This is a genomic window from Sorangiineae bacterium MSr11954 (genome assembly GCA_037157815.1).
Classification (GTDB): Bacteria; Myxococcota_A; Polyangia; order Polyangiales; family Polyangiaceae; genus Pendulispora; species Pendulispora albinea.
The window spans coordinates 7933319-7950733 of the sequence record CP089984.1; the positions used below are offsets into that span (position 1 = coordinate 7933319).

Genomic DNA, 17415 nt, shown 5'->3' on the forward strand with positions numbered 1-17415 from the left:
CACTCGCAGGAGTACTGCCCATGGCACGACTTGGTCTCTCCAAAGAAAACCTCATCTCGCGGGGCGCGGCCCGCTTCAAGGACCTGGTTTATCTCGCACTCCAAGACAAGAAGCTTCACAAGAAAGGTGTCGTGCACACCCGGATTGGGGGCATCCACAAAGGAGAGATCGGCAGCGTCAAGGACGTGTCTTGGCATGTCGTGGGCATGTGCATCGCCAGGCGCCCCAGCGAAAAGCTCGTCGTCGTCTCGGGCGACGGCACGGTCATGACCTATGTGGGCGGCGAAGTTAAGGACGAGAAAATCAAGGGCGCCGCCGACCTCCGCGGCTGCACGACCATCGAAGGGAACGCCTACGCATTCGGAATGAACCGGCAGGTCTTCCGGCGCGAACGCGAAGGAAAGTGGACCGCCATGCACGCACCGAGCAGCCATGGCGACGTGGCTGGGATCGAAGCGGTCGACGGCTTCGACGCGGACGACGTCTACGCGGCGGGGTGGGAGGGCGAAGTGTGGCATTGGAAAAGCAGCGCCTGGACCGTATGCCCGACCCGCACGCGCGTCGTTCTCTCCGGCCTTTGCTGCGGGCAAGACGGACATGTCTACGCGTGCGGTCAATCGGGGACCTTGCTGCGCGGCCGAGGACAGAAATGGGATATCTTGAAAACCAAAGGACTCACGAACGACCTCTGGGACGTGCGTCACTTCATGGGCAAGCTCTATGTCGCGAGCATGACCGCGCTGTACGAACTGAAAGGTGACACGTTGGTTCCTGTCGACTTCGGACGCGCCACGCCGGACAGCTGCTACAAGCTCACCGAAGCCGAGGGCGTCCTCTGGTCCATTGGTCAGCAGAACGTTCTGTCATTCGACGGTACCACCTGGCGACGTTGGGAGTAGCCGAATCGGGGGGCCGATGCGTTCGGGAATGCTCTCGAGCCATCGGACGCGGGGCGCGGCTCGGTTCGAGGGCCCCGGCGAGGGGTTGTCGTGACCCGCTTCCTGATCACGGAGGCGTGATCCTCCGGAGCGCTGTCACGATTCCGAAACGCGCTGGCCGCCAGGACATGACCCATTCAAGTTGCGTTTTGGTCTTCGAATCGATCGCGGTGTCTCCGACAGAATCCTTGGCTCTGCCCATCACGATAAGGGTCCATCGGACCAGCCGGAACAATCGATTCTCACGGTACATTGCAGCGCGTCACGGTCGATGGCGGCCGTATCCCGCGGATGGTCCACGGAAATCGGGTATGATGTTCAATATCATCATTGCGCGCTGACGTCGGTGTCGCCAAGATGTCGGGCCTCGACGGCGAGCTCTGGCCCGCTGCCGGCCTGGTAGTGCCCCTTCGAACCGAGGACAAGGTGGTGCCCCATGAGACATCCCATATTCAAGCGCGCTCGCCCCGGATGGAGGTCGCCGAAGGCGCCTCCCGCGGCCGCGCTCTTTGCGCTCTTCGCCCTGCTCTCCATCGTTCAGTGCATGGGGGACGATCCGCCGGCGCCGTCCTCGGCGATCCTCTCCGACGGCCGCACGTCCCGAGGCGCTTCGGCGGCAGCGTGCAACACGACCAATGCCGCGTTGAACCGGCCGACCACGTCGTCGTCCGCGGAGAATGGCTCCTGGCCTGCCAGCGCGGCGACCGATGGCAACCCGGCCACACGCTGGTCCAGCGCGTTCAGCGATCCGCAGTGGCTGCAGGTCGATCTGGGCTCGACGCAAGCCATCTGTGCGATTCAATTGAGCTGGGAAACGGCATTTGCGACCGCGTACCAGATTCAAACCTCGTCCGACGGGATCGACTGGAATACCCTTTCCAGCACGAGCGCCGGCGCTGGCGGCACCGAGGTCTTGACGGTGAACGGAAGCGGCCGTTACGTGCGCATGTACGGCACTGCCCGCTCGACACAATGGGGATATTCCCTTTGGGAGTTTCAGGTCTTCACCGACGCGGGCGGGGGCGGCGCCGATGCCGGTGGAGGCGGCACCGACGCCGGTGGGGGCGGCACCGACGCCATCCTCTCGCAATTCGTGCCGGTGGTGGCATCCTCGTTCGAGGGTGGAAATGCGCCGGCCGCGGCCCTCGATGGCCGGACCAGCACGCGCTGGAGCAGTCAATCCAGTGATCCGCAGTGGATCTACGTCGATCTGGGCGGCACGGCCGCCATCCGCAAGGTGGTGCTGAACTGGGAGACCGCTTATGCGACGGGATATCACATCGACGTCTCCGACGACGCCGTCACATGGAATACCATTTATTCCACGACCACCGGAAAAGGGGGAATCGAGACCCTCGCGGTCCAGGGCAAGGGCAGGTTCGTGCGCATGTTCGGCACTGCCCGCGCGACCGGCTACGGCTATTCGCTGTGGGAGCTCGAGGTGCACGGAACCCTCGACACCTCGACCGGGACGCCGACGATGCTCTCCGGCCCCACGCGCCCGCCGGCGACCACGGGGCAGTTCGCGCTGACCGCGCCGGCCGACGGCGCCATGGTCACGGGCACCCGCCGGCCCACATTGTCGTGGGCCAGCGTCCCAGGTGCCGTCCGCTACCAAATTTGGATCAACATCAGCCGCACCGACTACGACTTTACCGCCTCGGGCAATCTCATCGATCTCTATACCAAGGTCGCCGAGCCCACCGGCACCACGTACACGCCGACCTGGGATCTGCCCGATCGGTGGACCTACAAATGGTTCATCGTGTCGGTCGACGCGTCGAGCGCGACCCGCACGTCCGAGATTCGCACCTTCAGCGTTTACCTCCCGACGATCGGCGCCGCCGCCGACGGTGTGCCCATCGTCAACGGTTGCCGCGATCTCGACAAGAACGGCGTCATCGAGCCCTACGAAGATTGGCACCAGCCCATCGAGGCGCGGGTCGATGATTTGCTCGGGCGGATGACCACCGAGGAGAAGGCATACCAGATGTTCTACAATGCCCAGGTCTTCCCGCGATCCGGGTGGCACTTCGGGCCCGCGCAGCCGCAGGATCTCGACAATTTCCTGCGTGCCTCGGCCGCCACCCGATTGGGCATCCCCTTCATCTCGGCGGGTGACACGATTCACGGGTACGCAACCACGTATCCGACGCAGAGCGCGCTGGCGGCGGGGCGGGATTACGCGCTCGATTTCAAACTGGGCGACATGCAGCGGCGCGAGGAGCTGGAGGTGGGGACGCGCGGTATCCTCGGACCGCTCGCGGAGGTGGGCACCAAAGTCCTCTATCCGCGCATCCAGGAGGGCAACGGCGAGAACGCCGACGTAGCCGCGGCGCAAGTCCGCGCGCTGGTGGCCGGGCTCCAGGGTGGCCCGGAGCTGAACCCCAAGTCCGTCCTCGCGACCGTCAAGCATTGGCCCGGCGAGGGCGCCGGCGGAGAGGCGCTCATTACCTACGACGCCGTCACCATCAAGTACCATATGATCCCATTTCGGGCGGCCATGGAGGCGGGCGCCGTCAACATCATGCCGGGTTACGCCGGCAGCTCTCTGCTCGACCCCGGTGGACCTGGCGCCGGCAACAGCGCGCCGATCCTCGCGTACTTGCGGCAAAATCTGGGCTACACGGGCCTCATCACCACCGACTGGCTGCCCTCGGGCGCGTGGGTGAGCGCGGCCAACGCGGGCTCCGACGTCATGGGCGGGGCCGACCCGGGCGCGACGGGGTTCTCCATGGCCACCTTCACGGCCAACGTGCCCCAAAACCGCATCGACGATGCGGTTCGCCGCGTGCTCCGGCTCAAACTCCAATTGGGCCTCTTCGAAAATCCATACGGTGATCCGGTCAATGGGCCGTATCGATTCCACACCCCAGCGTATACCTCGCTGGCCAATCAGGCGGCCCGCGAGTCCATGACCCTCCTCAAGAACGACGGCGTGCTCCCGCTGAAGCTCGCCGCCGGTGACAACATCGTCGTGGCCGGGCCGCGCGCCGCCGACGGCAACGCCTGCTGCCTCTGGACCAGCTATTTTCATCCGGAGTACGGCTCGCTCAGCATCCTCGACGCGATCAAAGCGCGCGCGACCGCGGCCGGGATCAACGTCTTTCAGGATACGGGCCCAGCGCCCAAGCTGGCGATCGTCGCCGTGGGCGAGGCCGCGTATACCCACGCCACCAATTGGGTGAAGGAGCAACCGTACCTGCCGCCCGACCAGCTATCCATCATTCAGAATTTCCGCAATCAGGGGATCCCCGTGGTGGTGCTCCTGGTCCTGCCGCGCCCTTATGTGATCACCGAATGGAACGGCCTGGCCAATGCTCTCGTGGTCACCTACCGCGGCGGCGAGGAGATGGGGCCGGCCGCGGCCAGCCTGCTCTTCGGCGACTACGCTCCGCGCGGAAAGTTGCCTTGGCAACTACCACGGAGCTTGGACCAGGTGCTCGTACCCGGCGGCACCGACGTGCTGGCCGACGCCGTGGAGAGCTGGGATCTGCCGTACGATCTCGGTACCACGGCCGCCGAGCGCGCCGAGATCCGATCCCGGATCAACGCGGGTCAGCCCGTACCGCCCACCTACGGAAGCCCGCTCTATCCCTACGGCGCAGGTCTCCAGGGCTGGCGGTAGATCGATGTTCGCGGGCCCTCGAGAGGGCCCACACGGCGCAGCACGAACTTCAAGGAGAGTAGCATGTCGAAGCGATCCCTCGTTCACTGTGCAGCATCCCTCCTCGCGCTCTCCACCTTCCAATGTTCGGCGGACGAGCCTTCCGCCTCACGATCGTCGACCGAATCGAATGGCTTGGAACGACGCCCGGCCGCCGCGTGCGGCACCGCCAATGTGGCCTTGAATCGCCCCACCACGGCCTCTTCGCTGGAGAGCGGCGCGTTCCCCGCGAACGCGGCGACCGATGGAAATACGGGCACGCGCTGGTCGAGCCAATTCGCCGACCCCCAATGGCTCCAAGTCGATTTGGGCTCCGTTCAAACGATTTGCGGAGCTCGGCTCCAATGGGAGACGGCGTACGGCAGAGCGTACCAAATCCAAGTATCCAATGACGGCAGCTCGTGGGCGGACATCTACAGCACCACGAACAGCCCCGGTGGCACGGAGAGCTTGACCCTCGGCGGGACCGGCCGCTACGTGCGCCTCCTCGGAACGCAGCGCGCCACCCAATGGGGATATTCGCTCTGGGAATTCCAAGTCTTCACCACCGGCGGCGCCAGCGATGGCGGCGGAGGAGACAGCGGCGCGAACCCTCCCGCCGGGTTCTGGGACGCGAGCGGCATTCCGGCGCCGCAGAACGTCCTCGTGTTCAAATTCCTCAATCGCACCCACGGCGTGCGCAAAGACACCGAGCTATTCTGGAGCTTCAAATCGGGCTCGATCAACGAGACGCACTCCTTCGCCGAGAGGCCCTTGTATGACATGCCGGCCAACTCCGCGGGCCGCTTGTACTTCTACATTTGCATCACCGGCGACACCACCTGCGCGTCCGATCCGACCAAGAGCAAGTACTTCGATTTCATCGAGCATACGATCGGACCGCACCAATACAACGGCAACACCACGCGGGTCGACGCGTTCGGGCTGAAGATTGCCATGTTGCTGCGCTCGCAGGACGGATCGGAGCTCACGGTCGGGGAGGACTACGGCACCTTCGCCGAAGACCGCGCCGTCACCTTCCAGAAATTCGTGGACTCCGTCCCCTCCGAATTCAAAGGCCTCGCGCGAGCTCCGAACGCGCCTTATCGAATCGTCGAGCCAGGCGCAGGCGGATTCAACGCGGGCGGCCCCTATCAGCACTATTACGACAGCTACGCGAACGCGCTCTGGTCGGCGAACGGCATCACCATCCCCAAGCCCGGTCCCAACGGCGACGGCCTCGCCGCATACCCCGATCTTTCGGCGGCGCTCTATCGCCACGTAGGCGCGGCGCCGGGCACCTTCGACTCCGCAGGCCACCTGCGTGACCACCAACTCTGGTCCAACCCGGCGACGTTCTACACGGCGTCGCCCGCGAACTACTACGCGAAGTTCTGGCACGATCACGCGATCGGCGGAAAGGCTTACGGCTTCCCATACGACGACGTGGGCGGATATTCGACCTTCATTTCACACGACAATCCGCGATATTTGCTCGTCGCCGTGGGCTGGTGAGCGTCATGTCGCCTATTGACCGAGCGAGGCAAGCAATACGACCGTCAATATCAGTCCGATGAGGGCAACGCCGATGGCGAGCACCGCCGGGGCAGAGAGCGATACATGCGCCGGCTCCCCCCGCGAAAGAGCCGAATTGAACCGTAGATAGCGGACCGTCGCACCGGCGTTGACCACGATCCCCAACACGACCAACACGATCCCGACCCAAGACGCGCCCAGGTGCGATTCCGTCGTATGCTCCGGCATCCTCGCGAGCTCACGCATGAAAAGCCCGAAGCGCGCCACCACGAAGCCGAACCCCATCAGAGCGAGGCCCGTGCGAATCCACGCGAGGAGCGTTCGTTCGCCTGCAAGAACAACGCGGGGATCAGGCTCGCTCATGGGAGCTCATTATCGTCCGCGCGGCACAAGGAGCAAAGATTCCCGGAGTTGCCGCTGCGCCAAACAAGCGTGCTGATCCTCGCAAGCGAAGGAGCCGAACACGAGCATCTCATGATACGGCTCCTCGGTGCACCGCAAGGCATCACGGCGCTCCAGGCGGCCCGCGTTACCGGGCTCTCGGTCTCGCGGTGCGAGGCCCTCCTCGGAGGACGGTGCGTCATACCGCCGTGACAATCGATGTATCCGGACGACAGCCGCCCTTCCAGCAAGTTCGGCGCGATGCGTGCGGCGATTGGTTACATCACGATCTATTGTCCATCTTGAGGAAGGATGGTGCGATCGGCCAATTCGTCGGCGTCGTATTTCGTGAGGATCTCTCGCGCACGACGAATCCTCTCCTGAACGTCTTCGTGGCGACTCTTCAAATACGCCTGACCGCGCGCTTCATCGGGGACCATCGGCTTGCTCTCCTGGAGCCACGCGCGAAGCTCTTTCCAATTTCGATGGCGCGGGGTCAGCGCGAGAAGGTGCACGCGCGCCGAGAGCCAACCGAGTTTGGTCGACACCTCGACATAGTATGTTTTGCCGCTGGCCAAGGTCGCGCGAAGCGCCCCCGTGTTCTCGCCCCAGACGAGAAATTCGTGCTCTCCAGGCGCCATCTTGACTGCGAAATACGTCTCGGCCAAACTGTCACCAAGAAAGCGCCCCTGGGTATCCAGCACGGTCATGAGCTGACCGCCGGCGTACCCCGAGGGGCGAATGAACACCACCGTAGCCGCGTCGTTCGTCGGCGCCGCGAGGGGTACCCCGGGCCGCATGTAATCCGAGCTCGCGCTGCACCCGGTGAGAGTAAGCAGAAGAAGAATAAAGGGGAAGATGACCTTCGACATGGCGTGCATCCTCCTTGATTGGGCGGAGGACGCAAGCTTTCGCTCGAAAAAAAAACGCGCGAGGGACGATGTTGTGTTCGCACTCCGCGGCGCCAGCCATCGGCAGCGATGGCCATGCCGTCGAAAACGGCGCACGCGAAAGGCAGAGCTCATTTTCTTCGCAACCCGCAGAATACGATGACCGATGCGGCGGGGACGTGTCCGGCCATCACCCCGTGACGAGCATGCAACCCGTCCGGGTTTCCAATCGAATAAGGGAGAATACGAAACGTTAAATTTTGGTGACATCACCCACGCTCACCTGCTTGCACATCGGCCCAATGTCGCGACGTCATGACGGGGCTGTCGCAAAAAGCAATTATCCCGACTCCCTGCCCATCCTCGAGTCGACTTAGCGCGACGGCGGCAGGTCGCCTTCGCCGGAGCCCGTTGAGAAGGTCTGGACGATCTCGGACCAATGGGGCCGAACCCAGCGGGTCTCTTGGTAGTCGCCGCGCGTGTACTCGTCGATCACCCGGCGCCAGAACGCCGCCGCGTTGGGGTTCCCTCCGCCGCGAAGCTCGCTGCTAAAAAAACAGCACCAAGTACTTGCTAAATTTTTAGCACCTATCTACACCTGGACCATGCCGAAGGTACCCGTGGCCAAGAGCCTCACGCGGCGTGAGCGTGAAATCATGGACATCATCTATCGACGAGGGCGCGCGACCGCGCAGGAAGTGCTGGAGGAGCTCCCGAAGCCACCGAGCTATTCGGCGGTGCGCGCGCTCTTGCGCTTGCTCGAGGAGCGGGGGCACGTGACGCACGCGCAGGAGGGACAGCGGTACGTGTACTCGGCCGCGGTGCCTCGTCGCGACGCGCGCAAGAGCGCGCTCGCGCATGTGGTCAAAACGTTTTTTGGCGGCTCGGTCCATCAGACGATGTCCGCGCTCGTGGAGTCGTCTCGGACGAAGCTCTCGCGCGATGAGCTCGACAGGCTGTCGGAAATCATCGATCGCGCCAAGAAAGAGGGACGCTGATGCTACCGCTCGATCCCTTGCTCACAGACGCGCTTCGCGCCGCTCTTTTGCTCGGCCTCGCGCTCGCCGCGATGCCGCTCCTTCGCCGTTCGGCATCGGCCACCCGCCGGCTCGTGCTCGCGTTGGCGCTCGGTGGCGCGCTCGCGGCTCCCGTCGTCTCGGCGGTGGTGCCGGCGTGGCACGTCGAGGCGCCGGTCGCGACCACCGCGCTGCATGGCGTGCCGATCTCCGATCCCCTCGGAGATGACGAAGTCGCGGCCGTGATGCCCTCCGTGGGCGAGGTTCGCGCTGTGCCGCTGTCGCACCGCGAAGCTTCGCGCGTCGCTCGGATCGGGCGGACAACGTGGATCGTGGCCACGTGGGCGTTCGGCGCGTTGCTCGTGGTGGCTAGGCTCCTCGTGGGGCTCGTCAAAGCGCGCGCGATGGTGCGGCGTTCGAGCGCCGCGCGCGCGTGGTCTCTTGCGGTGGAGCGCGCGGAGCGCACCACTGGCCTTCGTGCCGATGTCCATGTGACGAGCGAGCTCGATGCGCCGGCGGTCACGGGCGTATTTGCGCCGGTGATTCTCGTTCCGCGCGGCTCGGAAGGGTGGAGCGATGAACGCCGCTATGCCGTACTTCTGCACGAGCTGGCGCATGTGCGTCGACGGGACTGCTTGGTTCACGTGATCGCGCAGCTCGCGTGCGCAACGCATTGGTTCAATCCTCTCGCGTGGATGGTCGCGCGGCGACTTCGCGTCGAGCGCGAGCTCGCGGCTGACGACGCGGTGATTCTCGCCGGAGCGCGCGCGACGGCCTACGCCGAAGATTTGCTCGCGATCGCCGCCTCGGCGGATACCGCGCGTGAGACGCCGTCGTTCGCGTTGGGAATGGCGGAGCACTCTGAGCTCGCGGCGCGCGTCACGGCCATCGTGTCGGCTGGGCGACCTCGCCGTCCGCTCACGCGCGTTCGCTCCGCGCTCCTCGTCGCCGGCTCGGGAACCGCGGTCCTCGCGGTCGCTTGCGCGACGCCTGCTGCGAAGAAGGCCGATCCTCCGCCGGCCACGCTCTCGTCGGCGCCGACGCCGCCGGTTGCGACTGCGCCCGAAGGATCGACCATCGATCCGAAGCTGCAAGCCATCGCCGACGAGGAGCTCGATCGCGTCGTCACGGAATGGAAAGCGGCGGCCGGTGCTCTCCTCGTTCTCGATCCTTCGACGGGCGAGATTCTCGCGAACGCGGGCCGCGCCCACGGTGCACCGGCGGATGTCGCGGTGAAGAGCGCGTACCACCCTGGGTCGACGTTCAAGATCGTCACCTTGGCGGCAGCGTTGGACGAGGGTGTCGTCGCCCCATCCGAGCGGATCGACTGCGAGCGAGGCGCGTGGAAATACCAGGGCGACGTCCTGCGCGACAACACGCCGCATGGCACGGTGTCCTTGGGCGAGATGCTCGCGGTCTCCTCGAACATCGGCCCGGCGAAGATCTTCACACGCCTAGGCGGCGAGCGCTTTGGACGATGGGCGCGCGCGTTTCATTTCGGCGTGGCACCGGCCATCGAAGGCGCGAATCCAGGGCAATTCCCCGCGCGCGTCGAGGACAAGTCGTACGCCAGCGCCGTTCTTGCCATCGGCGAAGGCGCGTCGCTGGCGAGCCCGCTCCAGATCGCGGCCGCCTATGCTGCCGTGGCGAACGGCGGCGTGTACGTCCCGCCTACCTTGTCGCATCGCACCGCTCCCGCGCCGCGCGAGACGATCATGAAGGCCGAGACGGCGCGGGCGCTCGTCTCGCTGCTCGAAGGCTCCGTGAACGGCGAACACGCAACGGGCCGGCGCGCGCGCGTTGCCGGCGTGCGGGTCGCAGGAAAGAGCGGCACGTCCGCATGGGCCCTGCCGAACGGCGGCGAAGCCCTCTACGCGAGCTTCGTCGGCTTTGCCCCTGCCGACGCGCCGCGCTTCGTGATCCTCGTCGGCGTGGAGCAGCCGCGTGACGAAGGCGGCGGCGGGAGGGTTGCGGCCCCGGTCTTCGCACGCGTGGCTTCTCGCGTGCTCGGAGGGGGTGCTCAATGAGGCTGCTCTGGCTCGCTTTGCTGTGTGCGCTCGTTGCGTGTAGCGGCACGCGGCCCAGCGCGCCCGCGCAAGTACCCATCTGGCCGGGCGCCGCGCCCGACGCGCAACCGGTCCCGGGGCCGGAGAACGCGACGACCACGGAGACGGAGCCGCTCGTCGCAGGGCGCCCGTGGACGCAGGTGACGAACGTCGCGCGGCCGACCATGACGGTCTATCCGCCGCGCGGAGCGAATACACGCGCCGCGATCGTCGTGTTCCCGGGCGGCGGCTACAAGGCGCTCGCGGTCGACCTCGAGGGCACGGAGGTCTGCGACTGGCTGACGTCCAGGGGGATCACGTGTGTGCTGCTAAAGTACCGAGTCCCGTATACGGGGCCGTACGGGCTCGCGAGCTGTCAGTGCCACATAACGCCGAAGGTGCCGCGCGCACTCGAGGACGCGCAGCGGACGATCAGCCTCGTGCGCGCACGAGCCGCGGAGTTGCATATCGATCCGCACAAGATCGGCGTGCTCGGCTTCTCCGCGGGCGGGCACCTCGTCGCAGCGGCGAGTACACACTTCGCGGAGCGTGCGTATCCGGCGATCGACGCGATCGACCGCGAGAGCTGCCGCCCGGACTTCGCGATCGCGCTGTATCCGGGGCACCTATGGACCGAGGAGAACCTCGATCTGAACCCGGATATCGCGACTCGCATCTCGCGCGACACGCCGCCCACCTTCCATCCCGAGGCGCGTGACATCGTCGAGCGCATCGATGGCGAGGTTCTCGATGCGATTGGACGGCTCTGGTACTTAGGCAAAGGATGGCCGGACCCGAGGAGAAGCGCCGCGAAGCACCGCTGGTCAAAATCGAAGACTGGCGCCCGGGCGAGGTGGTTTCGTGGGCTGAAGCGCTCGCCGGTGTCCGGCAGGACATTTACCGTTTCGGTGATCGCCTCCTCGAAGCCGTCGATCTCCACTGCGTCGCCCAGGGGTGCGATTGCGGAGAAGCCATCCTCGATTTCATGCCACTTGTACCGCGTGGCGCGCCGAATCCAGGAACCGTTCGGGTCGACCGAGCCGGAGAAGCCACCTTCGAACTCGAGCACGAGCGCCACCGCGAGCGCCTCGAGCAGCTCTGGGCGGCGTTTTGGAAGCGACACCCGCGCCGCGTCGAGCGCTTTGCACGCCGCTCGGGCGAGCATGCACGAGCTCGCGCAACGAATCGTGAGCGTGCCACGCGGCGAGACGGAGCGAGCTTCCGCAAAGGTCGGACGCAACGATCCATGCCCGTGTGGATTCGGAAAGAAGTACAAGAAGTGCTGCGCGGCGGCTTGACCATGGCGGCAAGTCAAGCGGGCCCTCGCACGACCACCGCGGCGCAAGTGACCGCCTTCGCCGATCGATCCGTGAGCCAGCATCCATGAGCGCTCGCACGAAACGACCGCGCGCGGTGCGCCCCGAGGAACAACCGCTGGACGACGGTGGCCGCTACGGAACCGAGACGTGGCGCGACGTCGACGGGGTGGTGTTCTGTCATTGGGACCGCTGGCTCTTACGCTTGGCGCTCACGGAGCCGAACGGCCTCGATTCGATCGCTGCAGAGTTTCGCGCCCGTGGGCGGAACCCGCGAACACGCGGAGACGATCACGAAGCGATGCTTGCCCAGGTCACCGACCTGAAGGCGCGACTCGCGCGTGTCAATCGCCGGCCAGAGGACCTCCTCGATGACCAGGAGCGCGCAAGCGCCTGGCTACAAAAGAAGGCCTTCAAGCGCGTCTGGCACGACGGACCCAATCGCCGCACGGAGGCCATGTGCAAGACCCCGCGCCGGCTGCTCGCTGCGCGCGCAATGCGGGGCAACTGGTCATGCTTTTCCGTTTCGCCCGCGCGTTATGAGCCCGAGCTGCGGAACGTCGTCGGAACGAGCGAGTATTTTGACCATCGCTGGACCGGTACGATCGCGACGGTGCTCGAATCGAAGATCGAGATACTCGCGATGATGACATCGGATGCGGAACGTCTTGCGCTCTACAGGGCTGCGCTGACGGTCATCATCGAGACCATGGAGCGAATCGACGATTCGCTCGCCGAGATGAGCGACGTGTTCGCGAACGTGGAGCGCTCGTATCTCGAGCTCGCCGGAGATGCGCTCGACAAAGACGGGGTCCTTCGTGACCTTCTCGAGCTTGCCGTGTGGGAGGATTACGGTCTATTTTGCCGTATCGAGGATTTTCTGCGGACACTTCGCGAGCAGTATGCCGGCGCCGCCATGCGTGAGATCGCCGCCATGATCGCGGAGCTTCGACGCGAGGAGCTCGATTATCCGCTCCGGAAGGCGCTCGCCCTTCATCGAGTCCTCCTGGCGTCGTGAGGTCCAGTCGTGGCGAAGCGTGAAGAGCACAAATGGGAATTCAAGCCTCGCTTCCGCCGGCGTGCCTTTGGCTGGAAGTCGCAGCCGGCGACCACGCGCATCAAGCAAGCGATTACCGAGATCAAGAAAATGGCCAAGACGGATCCGGTGCTCGCCGCCGACGGTGCGGTCACTTTCCTCGAGCGCGTATCACCCGCACTCGAGCACGTCGACAGCTCGTCGGGGGCGATCGGGACGGCCGTGAACAACGCCATCGCCGAGCTGGTACCGCTCGTCGCGAGCGCAAAGGCGGACACGAGGACACGCGATGAATGGCTGGAGCGGCTCTGGGAGGCGTATCAAGACGATGAGATCTCCTACATCGAGCGGCTCGGCGATCATTGGGGACAGCTTTGTGCATCGAAACGGGTTGCCTCCGCGTGGGCCGATCGTCTCGCGGGTACGGTGCATATGGCGTGGAATCCCGAGGCAAAGCTACGGGGTTTCTTCAAAGGTATCACCAACTGCCTCAGTGCCCTCGTCATGGCCGAGCGCTACGGCGAGGTGCTCACGCTGCTCGAGCTCGCGCCCTACAGGTGCTGGCACTACCGTCAATACGGCGTGAAGGCGCTCGCAGCCATGGGCAAGAAAGCCGAAGCCATCCGGTACGCGGAAGAGGGGCGCGACATCAACGATAGCCCCATGGCGATCGCACGCGCTTGCGAAGAGATACTGCTTTCGTCCGGTCTCGTCGATGAAGCGTATCGGCGCTACGGGCTCACGGCAAACCAAGGCGGCACCTACCTCGCAACCTTCCGTGCCGTCGCCAAGAAGTACCCACAAAAGACGCCCTCGGAGCTTCTCTCCGACCTCGTGAAAACCACCCCCGGTGACGAGGGCAAGTGGTTTGCGGCGGCCAAAGACGCGGGCCTCTACAGGGAGGCGATTGCACTCGCGAGCCGCATGCCGTGCGATCCCAAGACGCTCACCCGGGCCGCGCGCGACCATGCGCAGGAGCAGCCTGCCTTCGCGGTCAACGCCGGCCTGCTCGCGCTGCACTGGCTCGTCCAGGGTTACGGTTACGAGATCAGCGGTGCCGACGTATGGGGGGCGTATCACGCCACCATGAGCGCCGCCGGCATCCACGGGAATGAAGTCGACGTGAAGGAGCGAATTCGCATGCTGCTCGTATCGGAACCCGTCGGCGACCACTTCGTCTCGAAGGTGCTCGGCCATGAGCTCGGACTGCGGCGGTGATAGCCTGGAGTGACGCCCGCCGTGCTCCCCGTCCTTGCCGCCCCACGACCCACCGCTTCGGTGTCGATGCGGGCGCGTACCGGGTATCGCAGCCGACGGCTCTCGACTCGGCGCGATGCGCGATGCGCAACACCCCTTCGCGCACAGTTGGTGATCGCGGGTGCGCCGCTTCGACAGGTCCAAGAGGGCTTCGGCCACGCGTGCGGAATGCGCACCTCGCACCGGGCGGCGCTCGTCGCTACGTCTCGGTGCTCGACGGCAACCTGCGAAGTTACGGCAACCTGACCGCAACAGGAGCCCGGACACGGTATCTCCGCGTACACACGAATCAATACGGGCGTCCCCAGGGGATTCGAATTTTCTGACGGCGATCTGGGAAACATGAATCGAAACGCGATCTTGGCCCGTAACCACTCGCAACTTCTCGGAAGTAACCGTTCAGAGGTGGGCTTGCGGGCCCGATCGCGAAGGTGCGATTTGGGTCACATGAAGAGCACCATATATCTCCCGCGAGTCGGTGCGGGTGATCAATGGCGGGCGTCGGCCAGCACGCCCGTTAAACTTGCGCCGACCGACGGGAAGGCCCGGCCTCCTTTCAAACGTCGAGTGACGCTCGGCGAGATCGACATGCGATCGTCTTTTTCTTGACCACAGAGCCCGTGCACCATCCCGGTGAACGCGGACTCGACCACAATTACTACACGACCTTATCGGTCATGTCGCCGCCCAAGCCCCTACGGGCAGGGCCCCCTGTGCTTCAGCGGCACCCTTGCGCCGATGCGGAAGCAGTCGTTCGAGTACGTTCGCCCATTGCACCCGCACACGGGGTCGAACTGCGCTGCCGCCGCCGTGCATACGTTGCCGGACTGTTTGCAGGTGCCGGCGCCTCCACACGCGCCCGGCGCGGGGTCGCAATATTCGTTGGAATTGCAATCCGACTGCGAGCTGCACCCCCCATTCACCCACGCCGTGACGGCCCCGAGGCCTTGCGTATCCACTTTTTCGGTGGCAATGGGCGGCATTTGCTCGTGCGTGCCGCGCGTGGACATGCGGTAAATAAGCCCGCTCTGGTCTGCATGGCGCGACACCAGGCGCAGGGGATAGGGCGCATTCTGCGGGCGCTGCAAAGGTACCCCGAACGTCGTTTTGTGGATTTGCGTACCCAACGGATCGCGCTCCGACACCGAGAGCCGCAGCACCATTTGCGTATCGGGCCATGCCAAGCCATTTTCGCTATGGCAATGCCCGCAATTGGCGTGAAGGTAGCCGAGGGCGGCCGCCGTGGCCGGACCGCCGGGCGCCGGAAAATTGGAGCCTGGTGGCGGAGGCGCAGACAGCTTTCCTTGGGCCACGAGCCACGACAGCGTGATCTCCGAAGGGCTCGAGCTCATGCGCGAAAGCTGCAGCGCCGAAAAACCGAGCACCTTGCCGGTGTCGCCGATATGGCACTTGAAGCAATCGTTGCGGCTGGGCACATCGTGGTCCGTGCCGAGCACATCGCTTGCCCCTTCGAAGGCGGCATCGGCGTCCATCTCGTCTTTGCGCCAAATGAAGGGCGTCATCCGATAATCGACTTCGGCATCGCCCGTATCGGCCAGGTGCTCGATGAGCCGCGTTTCAATCGGATGCCCGCCGAGGGCGAACTCTTTGAAAAATTTGGTGCCGATGGGAAACCGCCAATGATCCATGTCGGAAGTGTCGATTTTGGTCCCCGGCGGAAGCAAAATCCATCGCCTCTTGTCCGCGGCATCGGACCAAAGAGCGTGCGTCGGTGCGTAAAGCAGGACCCCGGGCGCGATCTGTTTGGTGATGATGTTCGAATAAAGGCCGGTCTGCGATAGGAGCAGCGGCTCGTTCGTGCGCGGCGACGCACCTGGATGAGCGGTTTCGCTCGTGCGCATGGATGGAGGACGGGCTGAGGACGCGTAGCTCTCGTGGTCCGGGCGGATTTCGGAGGAGCATGCGGAAATCACGGCCGCGCCCGCCAGGATGGACGTCAAGATCCATTGTGCTGCAAAGCATCTGCGCATCACCGTCCTCCTGCGGTAAAGCCAACGAGGGTTCCGGGCACCACGCAGTCCGCGGGACGCGCATTGTCGACGGGTGGAAGCGACTTCAAATACTTGGCCACGTCCATTGCGTCGCTGGCGTTCATGGTGCCATAAGGGCCCGTGGGGCCGGCGGGCATGGGCGGACAGACGCCCTGGCCATTGTGATCGCGCCCCGACTTCAGCACGGTCACGATCTGGTCGAGGGAATAAGCTCCGAGCCCGGTGGCATGTGGTGTCAAATTGGTGGAGTAAATCACATCGGGGAATGGGGGAGGCAGCTTGAGCGCCTCGCGAGGGAAGGCGCGCCCGCCCGCGAACCACCGCGATCGATCGATCTCCGGCGGATTGCCGACTTGGGGCGTGTGGCACTCGATGCACCCGCTGGCGGATGCCGCGATGTACCGGCCGCGCATTTGGCTTTCGTAATCCGGATTGCCGTCGCGCGGCGGCGTGTAAACCGTGGCCATGTCGATGGGGGGCACCGCCGCGGGAAGATTGTACCAAGGGAATTGATTCGGCTTCACCGCATGGTCGATCCCGGGCACCGTGCGCAGGTAAGCGATGATGGCGTCGGCATCGGCACCGGTGATGTTGTGGAGGATCCAATACGGCATGGCGCCGCTCATGAACTCGTTGTTCGGCCGTTTGCCGTTGAGGAGCATGTCGCGAATATGCGTGTTGGTGCGATTTTTCAGCCCCGTCGGATGATTGGTCAAATTTCGGGTGCTGAGGCATCCGGGTGGACCTTCAGGGCCGGCATCCGGATTGTCCACGCCCACGAAGCAGTCCACGCCCGCCAAATAACGATCCGCGCGCGGCCTGCCCATTTCGTCGCGCGGTGTATGGCAATCACCGCACGTAGCCAGCGAATCAACGAGGTATTTGCCTCGCGCCAGCTGATCGCCCCCTCCAGTCGTGCCCGTGAGCAAGTCGGAAGGCGGCTGTTCGCCGTCCTCCCTATTGGCCTCGCTGCAGCCCCCCATGAGCAGCGTAGGTGTCATGATCGCTGCAAAGGCGAAACACCACATCGGTCGATGCATCCCGATCGCCTCCTCGAAACTGAAACCTGAAGATGAATGAATGAGGCAAAATCCAATTCAGAGCAAGTAGCATTTGCGATTTGCCACCATTTGTCGCTATTTGTCGGCATTTTGTCGCGATTGGCGATTTGCGCAATCCGTCAACCGCGCATGTCCTCGGGCCGCAGTCCGCGGGTAAGATCACCGCATCTTCGATGGCATGATGCTCCTCCACGAAATGGCAGAATTTCGCACACGATGCTGCAAAGCTGCCGCCTCCGCCCGTGCGTCGCGCGAGACCTTCCAGCGCAGTGCTTCCAGCA

At 64.6% G+C, this 17415-nt stretch carries 12 protein-coding genes; 8 read left to right on the forward strand and 4 right to left on the reverse strand.

Going from position 1 to position 17415, the window contains the following annotated elements:
• Positions 1-20: 20 nt before the first annotated feature.
• The 3 genes from LZC94_30700 to LZC94_30710 all read left to right on the forward strand — a co-directional run bounded on the left by LZC94_30700 (position 21) and on the right by LZC94_30710 (position 6099).
• Complete coding sequence (locus LZC94_30700) at positions 21-899, forward strand: hypothetical protein (protein WXB12211.1); 879 nt, start codon at positions 21-23, stop codon at positions 897-899.
• Between the two features lie 475 nt (positions 900-1374).
• Positions 1375-4566: a discoidin domain-containing protein gene (locus LZC94_30705; protein ID WXB12212.1), complete on the forward strand. Its 3192-nt coding sequence runs from the start codon at positions 1375-1377 to the stop codon at positions 4564-4566.
• Positions 4567-4629: 63 nt separating this feature from the next.
• A complete protein-coding gene (locus tag LZC94_30710; GenBank protein WXB12213.1) occupies positions 4630-6099 on the forward strand; it encodes a beta-1,3-glucanase family protein in 1470 nt (489 codons plus the stop codon).
• A gap of 12 nt (positions 6100-6111) precedes the next feature.
• Here the strand turns inward: LZC94_30710 and LZC94_30715 are convergent, their stop codons facing one another.
• Both LZC94_30715 and LZC94_30720 read right to left on the reverse strand, forming a co-directional pair.
• Positions 6112-6405, reverse strand: coding sequence for a DUF202 domain-containing protein (locus tag LZC94_30715; protein WXB12214.1), 294 nt, complete (start codon positions 6403-6405; stop codon positions 6112-6114).
• A gap of 386 nt (positions 6406-6791) precedes the next feature.
• Positions 6792-7373 carry a DUF2846 domain-containing protein gene (locus LZC94_30720; protein ID WXB12215.1) on the reverse strand — a complete coding sequence of 194 codons (582 nt, stop codon included), beginning with the start codon at positions 7371-7373 and terminating at the stop codon, positions 6792-6794.
• A 623-nt stretch (positions 7374-7996) separates the two neighbouring features.
• Here LZC94_30720 and LZC94_30725 point away from each other — a divergent pair.
• The 5 genes from LZC94_30725 (at position 7997) to LZC94_30745 (ending at position 14022) form a co-directional block, all read left to right on the forward strand.
• Entirely contained in the window at positions 7997-8389 is a 393-nt protein-coding gene (locus LZC94_30725) for a BlaI/MecI/CopY family transcriptional regulator (GenBank protein ID WXB12216.1), read from the forward strand.
• Positions 8389-10434, forward strand: coding sequence for a hypothetical protein (locus LZC94_30730; GenBank protein ID WXB12217.1), 2046 nt, complete (start codon positions 8389-8391; stop codon positions 10432-10434). Before LZC94_30725 ends, LZC94_30730 begins: the two co-directional genes overlap by 1 nt.
• Positions 10431-11750: an alpha/beta hydrolase fold domain-containing protein gene (locus tag LZC94_30735; GenBank protein WXB12218.1), complete on the forward strand. Its 1320-nt coding sequence runs from the start codon at positions 10431-10433 to the stop codon at positions 11748-11750. The genes LZC94_30730 and LZC94_30735 overlap by 4 nt, the downstream gene beginning before the upstream one ends.
• Positions 11751-11835: 85 nt before the next feature.
• Positions 11836-12786, forward strand: coding sequence for a hypothetical protein (locus LZC94_30740; protein WXB12219.1), 951 nt, complete (start codon positions 11836-11838; stop codon positions 12784-12786).
• Positions 12787-12795: 9 nt separating this feature from the next.
• The gene (locus tag LZC94_30745; GenBank protein WXB12220.1) at positions 12796-14022 is read left to right on the forward strand and encodes a hypothetical protein; all 1227 of its coding nucleotides are present in this window, start codon (positions 12796-12798) and stop codon (positions 14020-14022) included.
• A gap of 734 nt (positions 14023-14756) precedes the next feature.
• Here LZC94_30745 and LZC94_30750 read toward each other — a convergent pair.
• Both LZC94_30750 and LZC94_30755 read right to left on the reverse strand, forming a co-directional pair.
• Positions 14757-15923, reverse strand: a complete 1167-nt coding sequence (locus LZC94_30750) for a hypothetical protein (protein ID WXB12221.1) — start codon at positions 15921-15923, stop codon at positions 14757-14759.
• 128 nt (positions 15924-16051) lie between these two features.
• Complete coding sequence (locus LZC94_30755) at positions 16052-17074, reverse strand: hypothetical protein (protein ID WXB12222.1); 1023 nt, start codon at positions 17072-17074, stop codon at positions 16052-16054.
• Positions 17075-17415 lie beyond the last annotated feature (341 nt).

What these genes read in the sequence shown, in the direction of transcription:
- LZC94_30700 (WXB12211.1), top strand. Translation starts at nt 21, where the DNA reads ATGGCACGACTTGGTCTCTCCAAAGAAAACCTCATCTCGCGGGGCGCG.
- LZC94_30705 (WXB12212.1), top strand. Translation starts at nt 1,375, where the DNA reads ATGAGACATCCCATATTCAAGCGCGCTCGCCCCGGATGGAGGTCGCCG.
- LZC94_30710 (WXB12213.1), top strand. Translation starts at nt 4,630, where the DNA reads ATGTCGAAGCGATCCCTCGTTCACTGTGCAGCATCCCTCCTCGCGCTC.
- LZC94_30715 (WXB12214.1), bottom strand. Translation starts at nt 6,405, where the DNA reads ATGGGGTTCGGCTTCGTGGTGGCGCGCTTCGGGCTTTTCATGCGTGAG.
- LZC94_30720 (WXB12215.1), bottom strand. Translation starts at nt 7,373, where the DNA reads ATGTCGAAGGTCATCTTCCCCTTTATTCTTCTTCTGCTTACTCTCACC.
- LZC94_30725 (WXB12216.1), top strand. Translation starts at nt 7,997, where the DNA reads ATGCCGAAGGTACCCGTGGCCAAGAGCCTCACGCGGCGTGAGCGTGAA.
- LZC94_30730 (WXB12217.1), top strand. Translation starts at nt 8,389, where the DNA reads ATGCTACCGCTCGATCCCTTGCTCACAGACGCGCTTCGCGCCGCTCTT.
- LZC94_30735 (WXB12218.1), top strand. Translation starts at nt 10,431, where the DNA reads ATGAGGCTGCTCTGGCTCGCTTTGCTGTGTGCGCTCGTTGCGTGTAGC.
- LZC94_30740 (WXB12219.1), top strand. Translation starts at nt 11,836, where the DNA reads ATGAGCGCTCGCACGAAACGACCGCGCGCGGTGCGCCCCGAGGAACAA.
- LZC94_30750 (WXB12221.1), bottom strand. Translation starts at nt 15,923, where the DNA reads ATGCGCACGAGCGAAACCGCTCATCCAGGTGCGTCGCCGCGCACGAAC.
- LZC94_30755 (WXB12222.1), bottom strand. Translation starts at nt 17,074, where the DNA reads ATGACACCTACGCTGCTCATGGGGGGCTGCAGCGAGGCCAATAGGGAG.